The following is a 16,219-nucleotide window of genomic DNA, read 5'->3' as shown; positions in this document are numbered from 1 at the left end:
ACGCAGCGAAAAAAGCGGGCTTCGATGCCCGCTTTTTTTTATCCGTTATTCACGATCACAATCCCGCCGTGGTCGTAACGATAATGACAGTGCGCATACTCCAGCGGCGTGCCGTCTTCCAGATAGATCACCTGCTCCACCTCCAGCACCGGGTCGCTCTCCTCGCAGACCAGATGCTGCATATCCAGCGCATTCGGCTTTAGCGCCCGCACCACGCGGTACGATCCCATAATTTTCAGCCCCAGCGTCTCCTGCACATAGCGAAACACCGAGCTTTCAAGATGGCTTTTGTTCAGGCCGGGCACCAGATTAAGCGGCATTACGGTCGCGTCCAGCGACATGGGTTCACCGTTGAGCAAACGCAGACGAATGAAGTCATAGACCGGCGTATCGGCATTGATCATCAGCGAGGCCTGCTCTTTGTCGTTCGGGAAGCGCAGTTCAAAATGCACCACCTGGCTCGTTACCGTGCCCAGATGCTCCCAGGTTTTGGTCGCGCCAAAGTAGTCGCTGCCGGAGAGATCCCACTGCGACAGCTGAAGAAAGTTTTTGCGGATGAACGTCCCCTGCCCCTGACGGGTATACACCAGCCCTTCGACGATCAGCTGACGCATGGCCTGCTGAATGGTCATCCGGCTGGTATTGAACTCCGCCGCCAGCGCGAACTGGTCCGGCAGCGGTTCATTGGCGGCATACTGCTGGCTGATGATGCGTTTTTTGATTTCACGCGCTATGGTGATGTACTTCGCCGCCATCGTCCTTCCTTCTGTTTAATGTTCTATCCCACTGTTTTTCAACGCCACTCGCTCGGCAATTTTGAGGAAAGGCAGGTAGAAGAATACACCAAATACGATGATTGCCAACTGCACCACCACCGCTCGCCAGTCCCCCGCCGTTGCCAGCCAGGCGCTCAGAATTGGCGGCGTAGTCCACGGGATCATCACCACGCAGCGCGACATTAATCCCAGCGTGGTGCAGAGCCAGGCGAAGTAAATGCCGATGGCGGGCAACAGGACAAACGGGATCATTAAGGGCAGGTTAAACACAATCGGCAAGCCGAAAATCACCGGCTCGTTGATGTTGAACAGACCCGGTGCCAGCGACAGACGTGCCACCTGTTTCGCCGATTGTTGCCGCGAGAAGATAAAGATGGCGATCAGCAGTGAAAGGGTGCTACCGGTACCGCCTACCATGCCAAAGGTCGGCACGAAAATGTTGTTGATGATATGCGGGATCGGCTGGCCGTTGGCAAAGGCCAGCATGTTCTCATTGGTGTTAATCAACAGGAACGGCTCCAGCACCACGCTGTTGACTACCGACTGATGAATACCCAGCGTGAAGAGGAAGTTACCAAAACTGTAGATAAAAATTGTCCCCGGCAGGCTGGTATTGATGAGCCGCAGCGGCTGCTGGATAAAGGTGGTGATCAGGTGAATCAGATCCGTATGCAATACGTTCGCCAGCAGCGCGGCGAGAACGGCAAACAGTGAGAGCGTCAGGATGGTCGGGATCAGGGCGGTAAAAGATTTACTGACCGCCGGCGGCACGTTTTCCCCCAGTGATATTTGCAGCGCCTTGAGCCGCGAGATGGCGATAAACAGCTCCGTCGAGAGCAAGCCAATCAGCACCCCGGCGAAAATCCCGGTCGAACCAATGTTGGCGAAGGTCAGCACCTGAGTGACATTCACCGTGGTGTCGCTGCCGACGGGCGTGAGCTGCAGACGCATCGGCATCATGATAATAAAGCTGCTGACAGCGATAACCACTGCCGAGACCGGATTGTCGAAATCCTTGTTGCGCGCCAGCGACCAGGCAATCATCGGCGCCAGCAGCAGCGCGGCGATATTCAGCGTGCCGTTGATGATCGCCTCGCCCCATACCTTGAAGTGCGTGAGCGTGTCGCCGTCAAAAATCCATGGGAACACCACATTGTTCACCAGCACCGCCAGTCCGGCGAGGATGAAAATCGGCATCACCGTGGCGAAGGCATCGCGCAGGGAGCGAAGATGCACCTGGTTTGCCAGGCGCGCCGAGAACTCAACAAATTTATCGACAAACGACTGCATATGCGGTGTGATTTTTGTTTCAGACATAGCGGATAGTTCCCATCAATCAGTCACAAAAACGGCCCGGCAGCGTACGGCTTACATCTCGCGTCCGTTGGTATGGATAACCTGTTTTAACCACGCGTAGCTCTTCTTCGGCACGCGTTTCAGGTCCTTCAGGTCGTGGTTTTCACGGTTGACGTAGACCACGCCGTAGCGCTTACGCATGTCGCCCTGGGAGCTCAGAATGTCGATCAGCCCCCAGCCGAGATACCCCATCACCTCTGCGCCATCCTCGAATATGGCGGCTTTCATGGCCTCGATATGCGCCCGGTGATAGTCGATGCGGTAGGTATCCTCAATCGGGTTCACGCCATCCCAGGATTCAATCACGCCAATGCCGTTTTCAATCGGGAACACCGGCATGCGCCAGTCGTTGGCGTAGCGGGTGATGATGATGCGAAAACCGAGCGGATCGATCTGCCAGTTCCATTCGGTGGCTTTCAGGTACGGGTTATTTTTATCGCCGTACAGCAGGTAATTGTTCACCGGGGCTCCCTGCGGAATGGCATCGCTGTCCAGCGTTTTACTGGCGTAGTAGCTGAAGGCCATAAAGTCGTTTTGGGTTCTTGCGAACAGGGCCAGATCCTCGGCACGGTAGATATCGCCAAATCCTTCCTGCTCCACCACCGCCATCACTGCCGGGCTATAGCCCTGGCCGGCAAAGACGCGCAGCAGGTTCTGGTTGAGGAATTCGTCATACTGCTGGGCACAGAAGATATCGCGTGGTTTGCAGGTGGCCGGATAAACCAGCTGATGCGCCAGCATACCGCCCATCAGCTGACCTGGCCGGGTCTGATGCAGGTACTCGGTCAGCGTCATATGCGCCACCATGGTGTGATGCTGCAACTCGTACAGCTCGCGCAGGGTTTTCTCGCCTTTCATGTAGCCGGAAATGCGGAATGCTTCCGGCATATGGAAGATGTTCTGCTCGTTGAAGGTCAGCCAGTATTTCACCCGGTCGCCGAAGCAGTCGATCATTTTTTTGCCATAGCGGATAAAGGCCTCCATGACGCGACGATCGTTAAACCCGTTGTACTCCTGCGCCAGCGCCAGCGGCATATCGAAGTGATAGAGGCAGATCATCGGCTCGATACCGCGGGCGATGAGATCGTTAATAAAGCGGTCGTAAAAGGCGATGCCCTCATCGTTGAACTCGCCGTCGCCCTGCGGACAGACCCGGCTCCAGGAGATTTGAAAGCGGTAGCAGTTCATGCCCAGATCCTGCATCAGGTCGAAATCTTCCCGGTAGCGGTGGTAGGAATCGGTCGCCACTTTCCAGTCGGAGATGTTTTCCCCCGCTTCGCGAATGTCGTACACCGACATCCCCTTCCCGCCCTCATTCCATGCCCCTTCCGTCTGCATGCTGGATACCGAGTTGCCCCATAAAAAGTTGGCTGGCAGTGATTGATTCATGGTCTCTCCCTATATGACTAGTCATTTAAATTTCATGACTAGTCATATAGGCGAAGATGTAAAAGCGATCAAAGAGGTGGATCGAATTTTGTGAGCAGAGCAGGAAAAAAAGCCCCGGCAAGCGGTGCGCCACCGGGGAAAGGAGGGTTATTGCTGTGCGAGCTGATTACGACGATATTCCCCCTGCCGCTCCAGCATCCAGCCCGGATATTCGCGCGGCAGTGCGCTGACGGCATCAAGCTGTTTAAGCTCGTCTTCGCTTAAACGGATCCCGGTTGCGGCGATGTTGTCATCCAGTTGATCGACCCGTTTGGCACCAATGATGACGCTGGTCACCACCTTCTGATGCAGCAGCCACGCCAGGGCGATCTGCGCGACGGAGACGCCTTTGCTTTCGGCAATAGTGCGCATCACATCCACACAGTCGAAGGCGCGCTCTTTTTCCACTGGCGGGAAGTCAAATTCCAGACGACGGCCACCGGCTTCACTCTGCCCGTCGCGGCCATATTTTCCGCTCAACAGGCCACCCGCCAGCGGGCTCCAGACCATCAGCCCGACGCCTTCGCTCTGCATCATTGGCACCAGTTCGCGCTCCAGATCGCGTCCGGCGATGGTGTAATAGGCCTGCAGCGACGCGAAACGGGCCAGACCCAGCCGCTCGGAAATGCCCAGCGCTTTGGCGATCTGCCATGCGGCCCAGTTAGAGACACCGATGTAGCGCACGTGGCCGTGCTGCACCAGGTTATCCAGGGCATAAAGCGTCTCTTCCATCGGCGTTGCGGGGTCGAAACCGTGAAGCTGGTAGAGATCGATATGGTCGAGCTGCATGCGGCGCAGGCTCTCTTTCACGCTGCTGATAATGTGATAGCGTGAGCTGCCGCGTGAGTTCACCCCCGCCGTGCCCGTTTCGCCAAACACTTTGGTGGCAACCACCACGTTTTCGCGCGGGATTTTCAGGTTCTTGAGCGCCTGGCCGGTGATCTCCTCCGAGCGGCCTTCGGAATAGACGTTCGCGGTGTCGATGAAGTTGATCCCGGCATCCAGCGCACGGCCCACCAGTTGCTCGGCTTCACTCTGCTGCAGCTGGCCAATCTTGCCCCACATGCCACCTTCACCGCCGAAGGTCATGGTGCCAAGGCACAGTTCAGAAACAAACAGACCGGTATTGCCCAGTTTTTGATAACGCATAAGATAGTCCTCACATGTCGTTTGATGGGTGCCTGATAGTTATACCCGCCCCGCAGCCAACGCGAATGTGGCGTTCCTGTCCGTTTCTTGCCCAATCCTCTGAATTTTATCCGCGCGGGGCCTCGCCAAAGACGGCGTAATCCGGTAACTGCACCTGCTGATACGGCTCCCAGCCGCCGCCAAGCGCCTTATAGAGCGCCACCAGATCAAGCGCGCTCTGCACCTGCGCCTGGGCACGTTGCTGCTCGGCCTGCGCCAGCTGTCGCTGGGCGTCGAGTACGTCGATAAAGCTGGCAATCCCCTGCCTATAGCTGTCGCTGGCCAGATCAAAGGCGTTTTGCAGCGCATTGATGGTCTTCGCGAGACCCGCTTCACGCTGCTGATCGGTGCGGTAACTTACCAGCGCATTCTCCACATCCCCCAGCGCGGTCAGTACTGTCTGGCGATAGTCCAGCACTGCCGCCCCCTGTTGCGCGCGCGCCACTTTCACGCTGGAGACCAGCCGTCCGCCCTGGAAGATGGGAATCGAAACCTGTGGACCAAAACTGTAGAAGTGGCTGCTCCAGTCGGTGAGCCAGTTGGATTCGCTGTTGCGCAGGCCAAACTGCCCGGAAAGGGTAAAGCTCGGGAACAGCTCGGCCACCGACACGCCAATTTGCGCTGTGGCGGCATGGAGATTCGCTTCCGCTTCGCGCACGTCCGGACGACGTCGCGCCAGCGTGGATGGAATACCCGTTTGCACGATATCCGGCAGCGCGGGCATCGGCTGCACGCTTTGTAGTTCCGCATCCAGCGCCCCCGGCGGCTTGCCGAGCAGGATCGCCAGGCCGTTCATCGCCTGCCGCTCCTGCGCCTGATATTGCGGCAGTTGTGCTTCAAGGTTGCCCAGCTGCGCCCGCGCATTTTCTACGTCCATCTGCGGAGACAGCCCACCCCGCTGGCGACTTTCGGTCAGATCCAGCGTTTGCTGCGCGCTTTTAATCTGGGTGTTCAGCGTGGCAATAATGCTCTGCGCCCCGCGCAGCTGGAGCCAGGCGCGCGCCACTTCGGCTTCAAGGGAGACAAGTGCGTCGTTACGCTGCTCAATAGCGGCTTTCTGCTGCGCTTCAGCAGCTTCAACCTGACGACGAACTTTGCCCCAGAGATCAATTTCCCACTGGGCGTCGAAGCTGCCCTGGTAGAGGTTGATCGGCTGCGTCAGCGGCCCTAACGCGCCCCTGAGTTCCGGATCGACGTTATCAAGCTGGTCGTAGACCCCGTGAGACTTCAGCTCACCTTCCAGGCCGAGCTGCTGGCGCGTCGCCTGCAGATTACCGTTGACCGACGGATAAAACGCCCCGCCCGCCTGGTTAATCTGTTCGCGCGCGACAGCGATGCGCAGCACCGTTTGCTGCAGGGACAAATTCCCGGCGATGGCGCGTTCAATCAGGCTATCGAGCTGCGGCGAGCCGAACGTTTTCCACCAGCGCGGGTTAGTCGCAGCGGAGGTGGTGTGTGATTTCACCGTGCTGTCGCCTTTATCGTTCCAGTGCGTGACGGCAGGCGGTGCAGGCGGCTGGTAATCCGGCCCCACGGCGCAGCCTGCCAGCAGCATCATTATCATCAGGGGGTGTAAACGTCTGTGTATCATCAATGTGCTCCTGCACTCCCCTCGCTCTTAACCGGCGAGAGCAACAAACAAAACGGAATCAGGACCAGCGCCACCACGCTCAGAATGGTGAACACGTCGATATAGGCCAGGAAGCGCGACTGCTCAATCATGGTCTGGTACATGCGGCCGGTGGCGATGCCGGTCGGGTCACCGACCTGAGTGGTAAAGTTCTGGATCGCCTGCGCGCTTTCGCGGATGGCCTGCTGGAACTGCTCGTTAAACGGCGAGGCGTGGTATGCAAGGTGCGCACTGTGGGCCTGCGCGCGTTCGGTAATGGCCGCCGTCGAGAGCGATATGCCAATCGAGCCCGCAACGTTACGGAACATGGTGAACAGCGCCGCGGCATCCGCGTTCAGCCGCCTCGGGATAGAAATAAACGCAATGGTGGTCAGCGGGACAAACAGGAACCCCAGCCCAATCGACTGGGCGCTGCGGAACAACACCAGCGTTTCGAAGTCGATATCCGGGGTGAGCGTGCGCGACCAGAAGAACGACACCGCCAGACAGGTAAAGCCAAAGGCGATGATCCAGCGCGTCTGCACCACCGGCATCAGCTTCAGGACCAGCGGGATGGTTAACACGATCAACACTGCGCCGGGCGACAGCACCAGCCCGGACCAGGTGGCGGTATAGCCCAGATCCTGCTGCGCCAGCTGCGGGATCACCACCGAACTGCCGTAGAGGATCATCGCCATCCCCGCCATCAGCAGGCTGGAGATGGTAAAGTTGCGGTCCTTCATGCAGTGCAGATCGACAACCGGTTTTTTGGCATACATCAGCCAGTAAATGGCGCCAATGATGCCGATCAGCGTTAACACCGCAAAGGTGCGAATAAAGTTCGAGTAGAACCAGTCATCATCCTCGCCCCGGTCGAGCATCACCTGCAGACAGCCGAGGCCAAGCGCGATCAGGCCGATCCCCGTCCAGTCGATCGTCAGCTTCTCTTTTGATTTGCTCTCCCAGGGTGGATCTTCCAGCAGCTGGTAGATCGCCAGCACCGTCACAATCCCCACCGGGATGTTGATAAAGAACACCCAGCGCCAGGAGTAGTTGTCGGTGATCCAGCCCCCCAGCGTCGGGCCAAGCACCGGCGCAACGATAATCGCAATGGAGGAAAGGCCAAACGCTTTGCCCCTGTCTTCCGGTTTAAAGTAGTCAAGCAGCACCGACTGCTGCGTGGGCTGCAGGCCGCCGCCAAAAAAACCCTGCATCACACGGAACAAGATGATTTGCCACAGCTCGGTGGCAATCCCGCACAGGAACGAGCAGACGGTGAACATCACGATGCAAATCAGGAAGAACTGCTTGCGGCCAAACACCCGGCTCAGAAACGCCGAGATGGGCAGGACGATGCCGTTAGCCACCAGGTAGCTGGTTAATACCCAGGTGGACTCGTCATAGCTGGACGAGAGCGAGCCCGCCACGTGCGGCAGCGCCACGTTGACGATGGTGGTGTCGAGGATCTCCATAAACACCGCCAGCGTGACGACAATCGCCACCGCCCACGGATTGCTGGCGGGCTTCCAGTTGTCGTGGCTGTGATCCGTCATTCCACCGTGACCTTCGGCTCTACCGACAGCCCCAGCGGCAGCGGTTTGTTCGGATCCAGCCCTTTATCAATCACGATTTTCACCGGCACGCGCTGGACAATTTTAACAAAGTTGCCGGTGGCGTTTTCTGACGGGAACGCCGAGAAACGCGAACCGCTGCCTTGCTGGATACTGTCAACATGACCTTCAAGCGCCATATCTGGCCAGGCATCGACGGAGACGTTCACCTTATCGCCCGGCTTCATGCGCTCAAGCTGAGACTCTTTAAAGTTGGCCACCACCCAGACGTTGGGTGAGACCAGCGAGAACAGCGCCGTGCCTGCCTGCACCAGCGTACCTGGCTGCACGTTACGCTTAGTGACAAACCCGTCGAACGGGGCGCGAACTTCGGTGTAAGAGAGGTTGAGGTTAGCGGTTTCCAGCTGCGCTTTAGCCTGATCGACCTGGCGCTCACGCGCTTCGACGTTGGTCTCCTGCTGGCGGATCTGCAGCTGTACCTGCTCCGCCACTTCCAGCTGGGCCTGCGCACTTGCCAGAGCGGCCTGTGCGCTTCGCAGCTGGGCGTTGGCGGAATCAATGCTTTGTTGGGTAGTGGCACGCGGATCGACCCCGCGCTGGCGGCGATACTCCGCCTGCGCGTTGGCGAGGTCTGCCTGCGCTTTCAGCACCTGCGCTTTGGCTTCGTCGCGCTGGGCAGGGTACTGCACTTTCGAGAGCGCCAGCTGTGCCTGGGCCTGATGCAGCTGCGCAATAGCCAGGCCAAGCTGGGCCTGAGCCTGATCGCGCTGGGCGATGGTATCACGCGGATCGATAACCACCAGCAGATCGCCCTTTTTCACGCGCTGGTTATCACGCACGTGCAGCGCCGTGACATACCCCGCCGTTTTAGGGGCAATCGTCACCACATCACCGTCGGTAAAGGCGTCGTCAGTTGTCTCTTCGTTACGGGTTAAAAACCACCAGATCAGCGCCACAACGACCATCACCACCACGACAATGCCGAGGATAATTAACGGCTTTTTGCCCGGTCGCTTACGCTCATTATTGTTTTTGTCCTGCTCGTCAGCAGGCGTGTTTTGTTCTTCAGCCATAGTTCAGCAACGGTCCTGTCAGTGAGCGGCATCACACTATGCCGTTCACTAAAGCTAGGACGTTGCTATACGTTTGCCAGGAAAAACTGACAAATTGCGCACTATATGAGAAGGAATAATCCGAAACCGATCGCCGCAGCCCAGACCAGCATGGGGATCGACCAGAGATGGAAGCGCCACCAGATGCGGCGATCGTTCGCCATCCGCAGGGCAATCAGGTTGGCCAGTGAGCCGGGCAGCAGACCAAACCCACCGATGTTAACCGCCCAGGCCAGCAGCGTGTCCGGCGGAACATAGTTGAGCAGTAAAATGGTAGAAGGCACGTTGCTGATGAACTGCGACAGGCCAATCGCCGTCAGCCACAATCCGGGCTGCGACAGACCGCTGACGCTGTGCAGTATGTTTTGCAGCACCGGGAGCTGGATAAGCAGATGCACGTCGATGAACATCACCATAAAGACCAGCAGCAGGGTCCAGTCCACGCTCACCAGCACGCGTCGCGCCAGCACGACAAAACCAGCCGCCACGAGCAGCACGCCCGCCAGTTCATACTTCAGCTCCAGCGCAATCAGGAAGACGATATACAGCCCCAGGCAGCTCCAGACCAGACGAGGCTGCCACTGCGGGCCGGTTGTGCCGCTGTGGTATTGCAGTTTTTTATCCGGGAAGGCAAACCAGCAGACCACCAGCAGCGACGCCATCATCACCAGCGCCAGCGGCGCCATCTGCCAGGTAAAGGCGGCGAACGATAACCCTGAACGTCCCCAGAGGAGAATGTTTTGCGGGTTGCCGATAGGGGTTAACAGCGAGCCCGCGTTAACGGCCAGCGCTTCAAAGATAATCAGCCGACTCACCGGGATCTCGCAAAGCTTACGCAGGGTGAGCGTCAGCGGCACGATGATAAACAGCGCCACATCGTTGGTCAGAAAGGTCGACAGCACTGCGGCGGAGAACACCATAAACAGCGACAACCTGCGTTCGGTGGCAAACCGGCGCACCATTTTGCGCCCCAGCACGTCAAAGTAGCCGCTCAGCTCCACCCCTTTGGTGAGCATCATTAATCCGCTCAGGGTAATGATGGTGCGCCAGTCAATCGCCGCAGGCCAGATCTTGGGCGCAAACGGCACAAAAAGGCTAAGTCCTGCGCCAATAATCAATAAGAGATGAAAGAAGCGATCGCGCGTGAGGGCCTGCAGTCCAGGGATTTTCATTCAGCGGAGGGACCATATTTAAGCGTAAATTCACGAAACTTCACCAGCGTCTCTTCGCTGACGTGGTGTTCCATACCTTCCGCATCCCGGCGGGCAATCTCCGGGCTTACGCCCAGCACCAGCAAAAAGTTTTCCACGAGCTGATGGCGCTCGCGACTCTCCTGCGCCAGTTTCTCCCCTTCCGGCGTCAAAAAAACGCCGCGCCAGGGGATCATTTCAATTAAGCCGACGGACGCCAGACGTTTTAACATCTTCGCCACGGTTGGCTGCGAAACCCCCAGCCTGGCCGCCATATCAACCTGGCGTGCTTCGCCAACCTCGCGGATCAAGTCGGAAATCAGCTCAACATAATCATCAATCAGTTCACGTCGGTGGGCTTCACGTACCTGACGAAAACCTTCGACATGCTCTTCCACATTCACCAGTTGCGTCGTTTTTCTGATTGTTGGCTTACCTGCGCGACGGTTCATTGTACTTCCTCAGTGGGGTGACGCTTCCAGCGCCCGGTATCGAGAGCGCACATTGTAAACCATAGCTCTACAAGCACAAAAAATTAACGAAATAGCCATAGCTATACAATATAGCCTGTGCTATATCTGTATGTAATGCAGTCACCCTTCACGGATCGAAGGGATCAAAACTCAGGAGGTCTTATGAACGAATTCAAGAGGTGTATGACCGTGTTTACTCACTCTCCTTTTAAAGTGCGCTTAATGCTGTTGAACATGCTGTGCGATATGTTTAACAACAAACCGCATCAGGACGACAAACCTTCCCACTAAGCGGCGTTGCGGTACGCCGCTTCATTTTTCCGTCATATTCCCGCTGTAAACTGGCCTTAAGCCGCCCTATTCCTGATTTTTTTTACGGATTTGCAATCCCCTTCGCAAAACATCTGCTTAGCAACTGTTGATATTATTTAGCGCTCGCACTATCTTCTTGCAGCCCTGCACAATTTGCGGCTCGCTGAAGCGGACCCTCATTCCCTCTCCACGCACTGTCAGGCAGGTTATGACCCTTGACGCCAGGGTGAGCACATGGCGTTTTTATGCATGATAGTGACCTATGAATTTAACCCTGATAGACACCGTTGTTACCCGCAGTCGGGCCTTAAGTCCGTGGACGGGATTCTACTTTTTACAATCATTACTGATTAACTTTGCGCTGGGTTATCCCTTCAGCCTGCTTTATGCCGTTGCGTTCACCTGCATTTTGCATCTGCTGTGGCGTACCGCGCCGCGCGCGCAAAAAACGTTAATCGGTATCTGCTCCCTGATTGCCGCCCTCTATTTCCCGTTTGGTCAGGCCTATGGTTCGCCAAACTTTAATACGCTGCTGGCGCTGCACTCGACCAATATGGAAGAGTCGACCGAGATCCTGACGATCTTCCCGTGGTACAGCTACGTGGTCGGCCTCTTTATTTTTGCGCTTGGCGTAATCGCAGTGCGCCGGAAACCAGAAGAGAAAAAAGCGTGGGGAAAAATGGAGACGCTGTGCCTGGCATTCAGCGTGGTGACCTTCTTTGTCACCCCCGTGCAAAACCTGGCCTGGGGCGGCGTGTTCAAGCTGAAGGATACCGGCTATCCGGTGTTCCGCTTTGTAAAAGACGTTGTCGTCAATAACCAGGAAGTTCTCGACGAGCAGGCGCGCATGGCTGAGCTCTCCAATATGAAAGACACCTGGAACGTGCTGGCGGTGAAGCCGAAGTACCATACCTATGTGGTCGTCATCGGCGAAAGCGCACGCCGCGATGCGATGGGCGCGTTCGGCGGACACTGGGATAACACGCCGTTCGCCAGCTCCGTCAACGGTACCCTGTTTACCGATTATATTGCGGCCAGCGGCTCGACGCAGAAATCACTCGGCCTGACGCTGAACCGCGTTGTCGACGGGAAACCGCAATATCAGGATAACTTTGTCACGCTGGCAAACCGTGCCGGTTTTCAGACGTGGTGGTTTTCCAATCAGGGGCAAATTGGCGAATACGATACCGCTATTGCCAGTATCGCTAAGCGTGCTGACGAAGTGCAGTTCCTGAAAAGCGGTGATTTTGAAGCCGATAAAAATACCAAAGACGAAGCATTGCTCAAGATGACGGCCCAGGTCTTTGCCACGCAGCGTACGCAGCCTCAGCTGATCGTCCTGCACCTGATGGGTTCCCACCCGCAGGCCTGCGACCGTACCCAGGGGAAATACGCAGAGTTTGTGCAATCCAAAGAGACCTCTTGCTATCTCTATACCATGACGCAAACGGACGAACTGCTCAGCAAGCTGTACGATCAGCTCCGCAATACAGGCGACAGTTTCTCACTGGTCTATTTCTCGGATCACGGGCTGGCGTTCAAAGAGCGCGGTAAAGAGGTGCAGTATCTGGCGCACGACGACCAGTTCCAGCAGAACTTCCAGGTGCCGTTTATGGTGCTGTCGAGTGATGACAAGAAGCATCGTATTATCAAAGCGCGTCGTTCGGCGAATGATTTCCTGACGTTCTTCTCGCAGTGGACAGGGATTTCTGCAGAGCAGATAAAAAATACTTACCCGTTTATCTCAAACAAGAAAGCACCCCCAGCGTACGTTACCAACTTCAAGTTACAGAAAGTTGACTATAACCATCTGGGGACGGATATTTTCGATATTAAGAGTAAGTAAGCTGTGCGGTCTGATGCCCTCACCCTGGCCCTCTCCCACGGGAGAGGGATCCCCACACAAAAAGCGTCTACGGACGGCCCCCTCTCCTCTTAGGGGAGAGGGGGAACATACAGCTCTGGTGGTCATTCCGTTCACTTTATGTTCCTTGCTACTCTGTAACAACATGACCCGTGAACGTGCCAGGGTGGCTCAATCGCCACCACCCTGGCGACCCGGGCTCCCGGCGGTAAATCGCCGCTTCGCGGTACCTTCGGCTTATTCCTTCCGGCTTATCGGGGACGGGCGGATGTAACATCCCTGTAAAGCCGCCCTCTCGGCGCATCCATGCGCCTCGCCCCGGCCTGCAGGAAACGCCTCAGCGATTTACAGCCGGACCAGGGCATCGCTGAATGCCCTCAGTCATTCTGAAGGCAGCGTTATTGCTTCTGTTTGTGAATGACTGGGGAACCGTCAGCCCACAGGGATAGAGAAAAAGGTTAAAAAAAATCCGCCACATGGGCGGATTTTTTACTGGCTCACCGAAGTGATTAGAAGCGGTAACCTACGCCCGCGATCCAAGTGCCAACGTCAACGTTGCGGATACGGCTCTGCTCATAGGAGAAGTCCAGAGCAACGTCTTCGATTGGGTTGAACTGCAGACCCGCGCCATAGGAGAAGCCGTAGTCGCTGTTGCTTGCAGTGCGGTTCAGACCCTGGTTTTCGGTCTGCTGGAATTTACCGTAGCCAACACCTACAACACCGTAGATGCTTGCCCAGTCGTTCAGACGGTATGCTGGACCAGCGGTGATGCCGTAGTACTGGCCTTTGTTGTATGCGCCGTTTTCAGAACGATCTTTCTCGGTGTAGGTGAAAGAACCGATCACGCCCAGTGGGTTGTTATCCTGCTCGTAACGATACTTCAGGTTGAAACCGTTAGCTTTGTTCATTACGCCCTGCATATCGCTCTGAGCGTAACCACCGGTCACAGTGGAAGTAGCAGCTACAGCGGTACCTGCGGAAACAGCCAGTACAGCGGCCAGTGCTGAAAGACATGCAATTTTTTTCATAACCACCTCAAATGTGCTTCAAGTAAATCCGTAAGTTTTAAATATATCAAAAAAATTTGCGAAACTCTTTGAGATTCGTGATGTCTAATGAAACCTTTCCTGTAACAGAACGTTTCCAGCATCAGTTATCTTATTCAAATCACAGAGAATTTCTGTTGCAAAACACCCATACTGCGCGTCAATGTCTCTACATTCATCCAGATTATTCCTAATCTGACAGGCGATAAAACCAGCAACGCTAATCCATTTTACGGATTTTCCCTGGTTTTTTTTCAACAGTAGCTCAACCGTGACGCCATATTTCCATTACACTGCGGCTTTTACCCTATTTGACAAAAATTGACAGGAGAAAGGATGCCAGGGTTATCCCGCAGGTCGTCGGTCTGGATGCCGGTTGCTGTAATTCTGATCGCGATGTTGTCCATACAGAGCGGAGCGTCGCTCGCGAAATCACTCTTTCCGCTGGTGGGCGCACCGGGCGTCACTGCCCTGCGTATCGCGTTAGGGACCCTGATCCTGGTGGTCATCTTTAAACCCTGGCGGTTGCGGGTTAAAAAAGAGCAGCGACTCCCGCTGCTTTTCTACGGACTGGCGCTGGGCGCCATGAACTATATGTTCTATCTCTCTATCCAGACCATTCCTCTGGGTATTGCCGTCGCACTGGAATTTACCGGCCCGCTGGCCGTGGCGCTTTTCGCGTCCCGACGGCCTGTCGATTTTATCTGGGTAATCTTAGCGGTGCTTGGGTTATGGTTCTTGTTACCGCTGGGTCAGAGCGTCTCTGAAATTGACCTGACGGGGGCCGCGCTGGCTCTGGGCGCAGGAGCCTGCTGGGCGGTCTATATCCTCACGGGTCAGCGCGCCGGAGAAGAGCACGGCCCGGCAACTGTCGCGCTGGGCTCGTTAATTGCCGCCATCATCTTTGTGCCACTCGGAATGGCTCAGGCCACGGAATCCATCTGGCAATGGTCAGTGATGCCGATTGGGCTTGCTGTCGCCATCCTCTCCACCGCCCTGCCCTATTCGCTGGAGATGATTGCCCTGACGCGGCTGCCGACGCGCATTTTCGGCACGCTGATGAGCATGGAACCCGCACTGGCCGCCATCTCCGGTATGGTATTCCTCGGTGAAACCCTCACGTTTACCCAGACGCTGGCGCTGTGCTCAATCATTGCAGCGTCTATGGGGTCAACGCTCACCATGCGCCCCGAGTCAAAAGTTGAGAAAGTCGACATCAGCTAATGCCGTATATTCTGCATGGCTTCATTGCCATGCAGAATAAAGGCCAGTTCTGAGATTTTTATAATTTCTTACATTCTTCGTCATCGAAAAGTCATATTTCTCTCGCCCTTAATGGGAAATAGAGAATTAAGATTGATCTGTGTCAATTTTAAAAAATACCATCTAATTCAATCAATTAATAATTCAACTCCCTTCTTGCTATTAAACCAATAGGCACAGCCAAACCGCAGGGAAAAAATCCGGTGCTATACTTAGTTCCGTAATTACCTGGGACATAAACATCAAGAGGATATGAGATTATGAGTACCGCTAAACTGGTGAAAACGAAAGCGTCTAATCTGCTTTATACCCGTAACGATGTATCGGACAGCGACAAAAAAGCAACGATTGAGTTGCTCAATCGCCAGGTGATCCAGTTCATCGATCTTTCGCTGATCACCAAACAGGCCCACTGGAATATGCGCGGTGCAAACTTTATTGCCGTTCATGAAATGCTGGATGGCTTCCGCACAGCACTGGTCACCCACCTTGATACCATGGCCGAACGCGCCGTGCAGTTAGGCGGTGTGGCGCTGGGTACCACGCAGGTGATTAACAGCAAAACGCCACTGAAAAGCTATCCGCTGGATATTCACACCGTTCAGGATCACCTGAAAGAGCTGGCAGACCGTTATGCAATTGTGGCTAACGACGTGCGTAAAGCGATTAGCCAGGCAAAAGACGAAGATACTGCGGACATCTTCACCGCCGCATCTCGCGACCTCGATCAGTTCCTGTGGTTTATCGAATCTAACATCGAATAATCCATATGAATTTTCTATCAAACCCTCGCCTCCGGTGAGGGTTTTGCACATTTGTGGTGCACACTTTTCCCCTGAGACGCTGCAAAAGTGAAGAAAATGTAATAATCACCTCACACAACCGTTAATGGAAGATTGTTTTTTCGTCATTATTTGCGCTAAATATCTCCCCGTCAGTTGAGCCAAACGACACGCACCAAAACGGTGCTTCATCTTGGTGCAATCAGACATCATTGCCACGTTTATTGTGCAATGCATGACATCCTCCCC

14 protein-coding genes are annotated in these 16,219 nt (G+C 55.5%); 4 read left to right on the top strand and 10 right to left on the bottom strand.

Annotation, left to right across the window (positions count from 1 at the left end; genetic code table 11):
- Window positions 1–38: 38 nt before the first annotated feature.
- The 9 genes from ACTJJI_RS02940 to mntR all read right to left on the bottom strand — a co-directional run bounded on the left by ACTJJI_RS02940 (window position 39) and on the right by mntR (window position 10,682).
- Window positions 39–755, bottom strand: coding sequence for a GntR family transcriptional regulator (locus tag ACTJJI_RS02940; protein ID WP_046888100.1), 717 nt, complete (start codon window positions 753–755; stop codon window positions 39–41).
- A gap of 15 nt (window positions 756–770) precedes the next feature.
- The gene (locus ACTJJI_RS02935) at window positions 771–2,093 is read right to left on the bottom strand and encodes a PTS sugar transporter subunit IIC (protein WP_046888099.1); all 1,323 of its coding nucleotides are present in this window, start codon (window positions 2,091–2,093) and stop codon (window positions 771–773) included.
- Between the two features lie 51 nt (window positions 2,094–2,144).
- The gene (locus ACTJJI_RS02930; protein WP_440652975.1) at window positions 2,145–3,521 is read right to left on the bottom strand and encodes a glycoside hydrolase family 1 protein; all 1,377 of its coding nucleotides are present in this window, start codon (window positions 3,519–3,521) and stop codon (window positions 2,145–2,147) included.
- A 147-nt stretch (window positions 3,522–3,668) separates the two neighbouring features.
- A complete protein-coding gene (locus tag ACTJJI_RS02925) occupies window positions 3,669–4,709 on the bottom strand; it encodes an aldo/keto reductase (RefSeq protein ID WP_014831186.1) in 1,041 nt (346 codons plus the stop codon).
- A gap of 106 nt (window positions 4,710–4,815) precedes the next feature.
- On the bottom strand, window positions 4,816–6,339 hold the full coding sequence (locus ACTJJI_RS02920; protein ID WP_440652972.1) for an efflux transporter outer membrane subunit: 1,524 nt from the start codon (window positions 6,337–6,339) through the stop codon (window positions 4,816–4,818).
- The gene (locus ACTJJI_RS02915) at window positions 6,339–7,910 is read right to left on the bottom strand and encodes a DHA2 family efflux MFS transporter permease subunit (RefSeq protein ID WP_047362361.1); all 1,572 of its coding nucleotides are present in this window, start codon (window positions 7,908–7,910) and stop codon (window positions 6,339–6,341) included. Before ACTJJI_RS02915 ends, ACTJJI_RS02920 begins: the two co-directional genes overlap by 1 nt.
- Window positions 7,907–9,001 (bottom strand): HlyD family secretion protein, encoded by a 1,095-nt coding sequence (locus tag ACTJJI_RS02910; RefSeq protein ID WP_440652970.1) that lies wholly within the window; start codon window positions 8,999–9,001, stop codon window positions 7,907–7,909. Before ACTJJI_RS02910 ends, ACTJJI_RS02915 begins: the two co-directional genes overlap by 4 nt.
- Window positions 9,002–9,102: 101 nt before the next feature.
- The gene (locus ACTJJI_RS02905; protein ID WP_440652969.1) at window positions 9,103–10,212 is read right to left on the bottom strand and encodes an anion transporter; all 1,110 of its coding nucleotides are present in this window, start codon (window positions 10,210–10,212) and stop codon (window positions 9,103–9,105) included.
- Window positions 10,209–10,682: a manganese-binding transcriptional regulator MntR gene (mntR, locus tag ACTJJI_RS02900; RefSeq protein ID WP_014169260.1), complete on the bottom strand. Its 474-nt coding sequence runs from the start codon at window positions 10,680–10,682 to the stop codon at window positions 10,209–10,211. Before mntR ends, ACTJJI_RS02905 begins: the two co-directional genes overlap by 4 nt.
- A 183-nt stretch (window positions 10,683–10,865) precedes the next feature.
- Between mntR and mntS the strand changes: the two genes are divergently transcribed.
- Window positions 10,866–10,994: a manganase accumulation protein MntS gene (gene mntS, locus ACTJJI_RS02895; protein ID WP_014831181.1), complete on the top strand. Its 129-nt coding sequence runs from the start codon at window positions 10,866–10,868 to the stop codon at window positions 10,992–10,994.
- Between the two features lie 283 nt (window positions 10,995–11,277).
- Entirely contained in the window at window positions 11,278–12,861 is a 1,584-nt protein-coding gene (locus ACTJJI_RS02890) for a phosphoethanolamine transferase (protein ID WP_014831180.1), read from the top strand.
- Window positions 12,862–13,388: 527 nt separating this feature from the next.
- Here the strand turns inward: ACTJJI_RS02890 and ompX are convergent.
- Complete coding sequence (gene ompX / locus ACTJJI_RS02885; RefSeq protein WP_014831179.1) at window positions 13,389–13,907, bottom strand: outer membrane protein OmpX; 519 nt, start codon at window positions 13,905–13,907, stop codon at window positions 13,389–13,391.
- Between the two features lie 354 nt (window positions 13,908–14,261).
- Between ompX and rhtA the strand changes: the two genes are divergently transcribed.
- Window positions 14,262–15,149 carry a threonine/homoserine exporter RhtA gene (gene rhtA, locus ACTJJI_RS02880; RefSeq protein ID WP_014831178.1) on the top strand — a complete coding sequence of 296 codons (888 nt, stop codon included), beginning with the start codon at window positions 14,262–14,264 and terminating at the stop codon, window positions 15,147–15,149.
- A 299-nt stretch (window positions 15,150–15,448) separates the two neighbouring features.
- Window positions 15,449–15,952, top strand: coding sequence for a DNA starvation/stationary phase protection protein Dps (gene dps, locus ACTJJI_RS02875; protein WP_013097463.1), 504 nt, complete (start codon window positions 15,449–15,451; stop codon window positions 15,950–15,952).
- Window positions 15,953–16,219 lie beyond the last annotated feature (267 nt).

Source organism: Enterobacter sp. 22466, assembly GCF_052044775.1.
GTDB lineage: Bacteria > Pseudomonadota > Gammaproteobacteria > Enterobacterales > Enterobacteriaceae > Enterobacter > Enterobacter dissolvens.
The sequence above is the reverse complement of the archived record's forward strand: the minus strand, read 5'-3'. Positions and strand labels throughout refer to the sequence as shown.

Coding starts and splice junctions, on each gene's coding strand:
- mntR (WP_014169260.1), bottom strand. CDS start 10,682: ATGAACCGTCGCGCAGGTAAGCCAACAATCAGAAAAACGACGCAACTG.
- ACTJJI_RS02905 (WP_440652969.1), bottom strand. CDS start 10,212: ATGAAAATCCCTGGACTGCAGGCCCTCACGCGCGATCGCTTCTTTCAT.
- ACTJJI_RS02920 (WP_440652972.1), bottom strand. CDS start 6,339: ATGATACACAGACGTTTACACCCCCTGATGATAATGATGCTGCTGGCA.
- ACTJJI_RS02935 (WP_046888099.1), bottom strand. CDS start 2,093: ATGTCTGAAACAAAAATCACACCGCATATGCAGTCGTTTGTCGATAAA.
- ACTJJI_RS02890 (WP_014831180.1), top strand. CDS start 11,278: ATGAATTTAACCCTGATAGACACCGTTGTTACCCGCAGTCGGGCCTTA.
- ACTJJI_RS02925 (WP_014831186.1), bottom strand. CDS start 4,709: ATGCGTTATCAAAAACTGGGCAATACCGGTCTGTTTGTTTCTGAACTG.
- ACTJJI_RS02910 (WP_440652970.1), bottom strand. CDS start 9,001: ATGGCTGAAGAACAAAACACGCCTGCTGACGAGCAGGACAAAAACAAT.
- ACTJJI_RS02940 (WP_046888100.1), bottom strand. CDS start 755: ATGGCGGCGAAGTACATCACCATAGCGCGTGAAATCAAAAAACGCATC.
- dps (WP_013097463.1), top strand. CDS start 15,449: ATGAGTACCGCTAAACTGGTGAAAACGAAAGCGTCTAATCTGCTTTAT.
- ompX (WP_014831179.1), bottom strand. CDS start 13,907: ATGAAAAAAATTGCATGTCTTTCAGCACTGGCCGCTGTACTGGCTGTT.
- mntS (WP_014831181.1), top strand. CDS start 10,866: ATGAACGAATTCAAGAGGTGTATGACCGTGTTTACTCACTCTCCTTTT.
- rhtA (WP_014831178.1), top strand. CDS start 14,262: ATGCCAGGGTTATCCCGCAGGTCGTCGGTCTGGATGCCGGTTGCTGTA.
- ACTJJI_RS02915 (WP_047362361.1), bottom strand. CDS start 7,910: ATGACGGATCACAGCCACGACAACTGGAAGCCCGCCAGCAATCCGTGG.
- ACTJJI_RS02930 (WP_440652975.1), bottom strand. CDS start 3,521: ATGAATCAATCACTGCCAGCCAACTTTTTATGGGGCAACTCGGTATCC.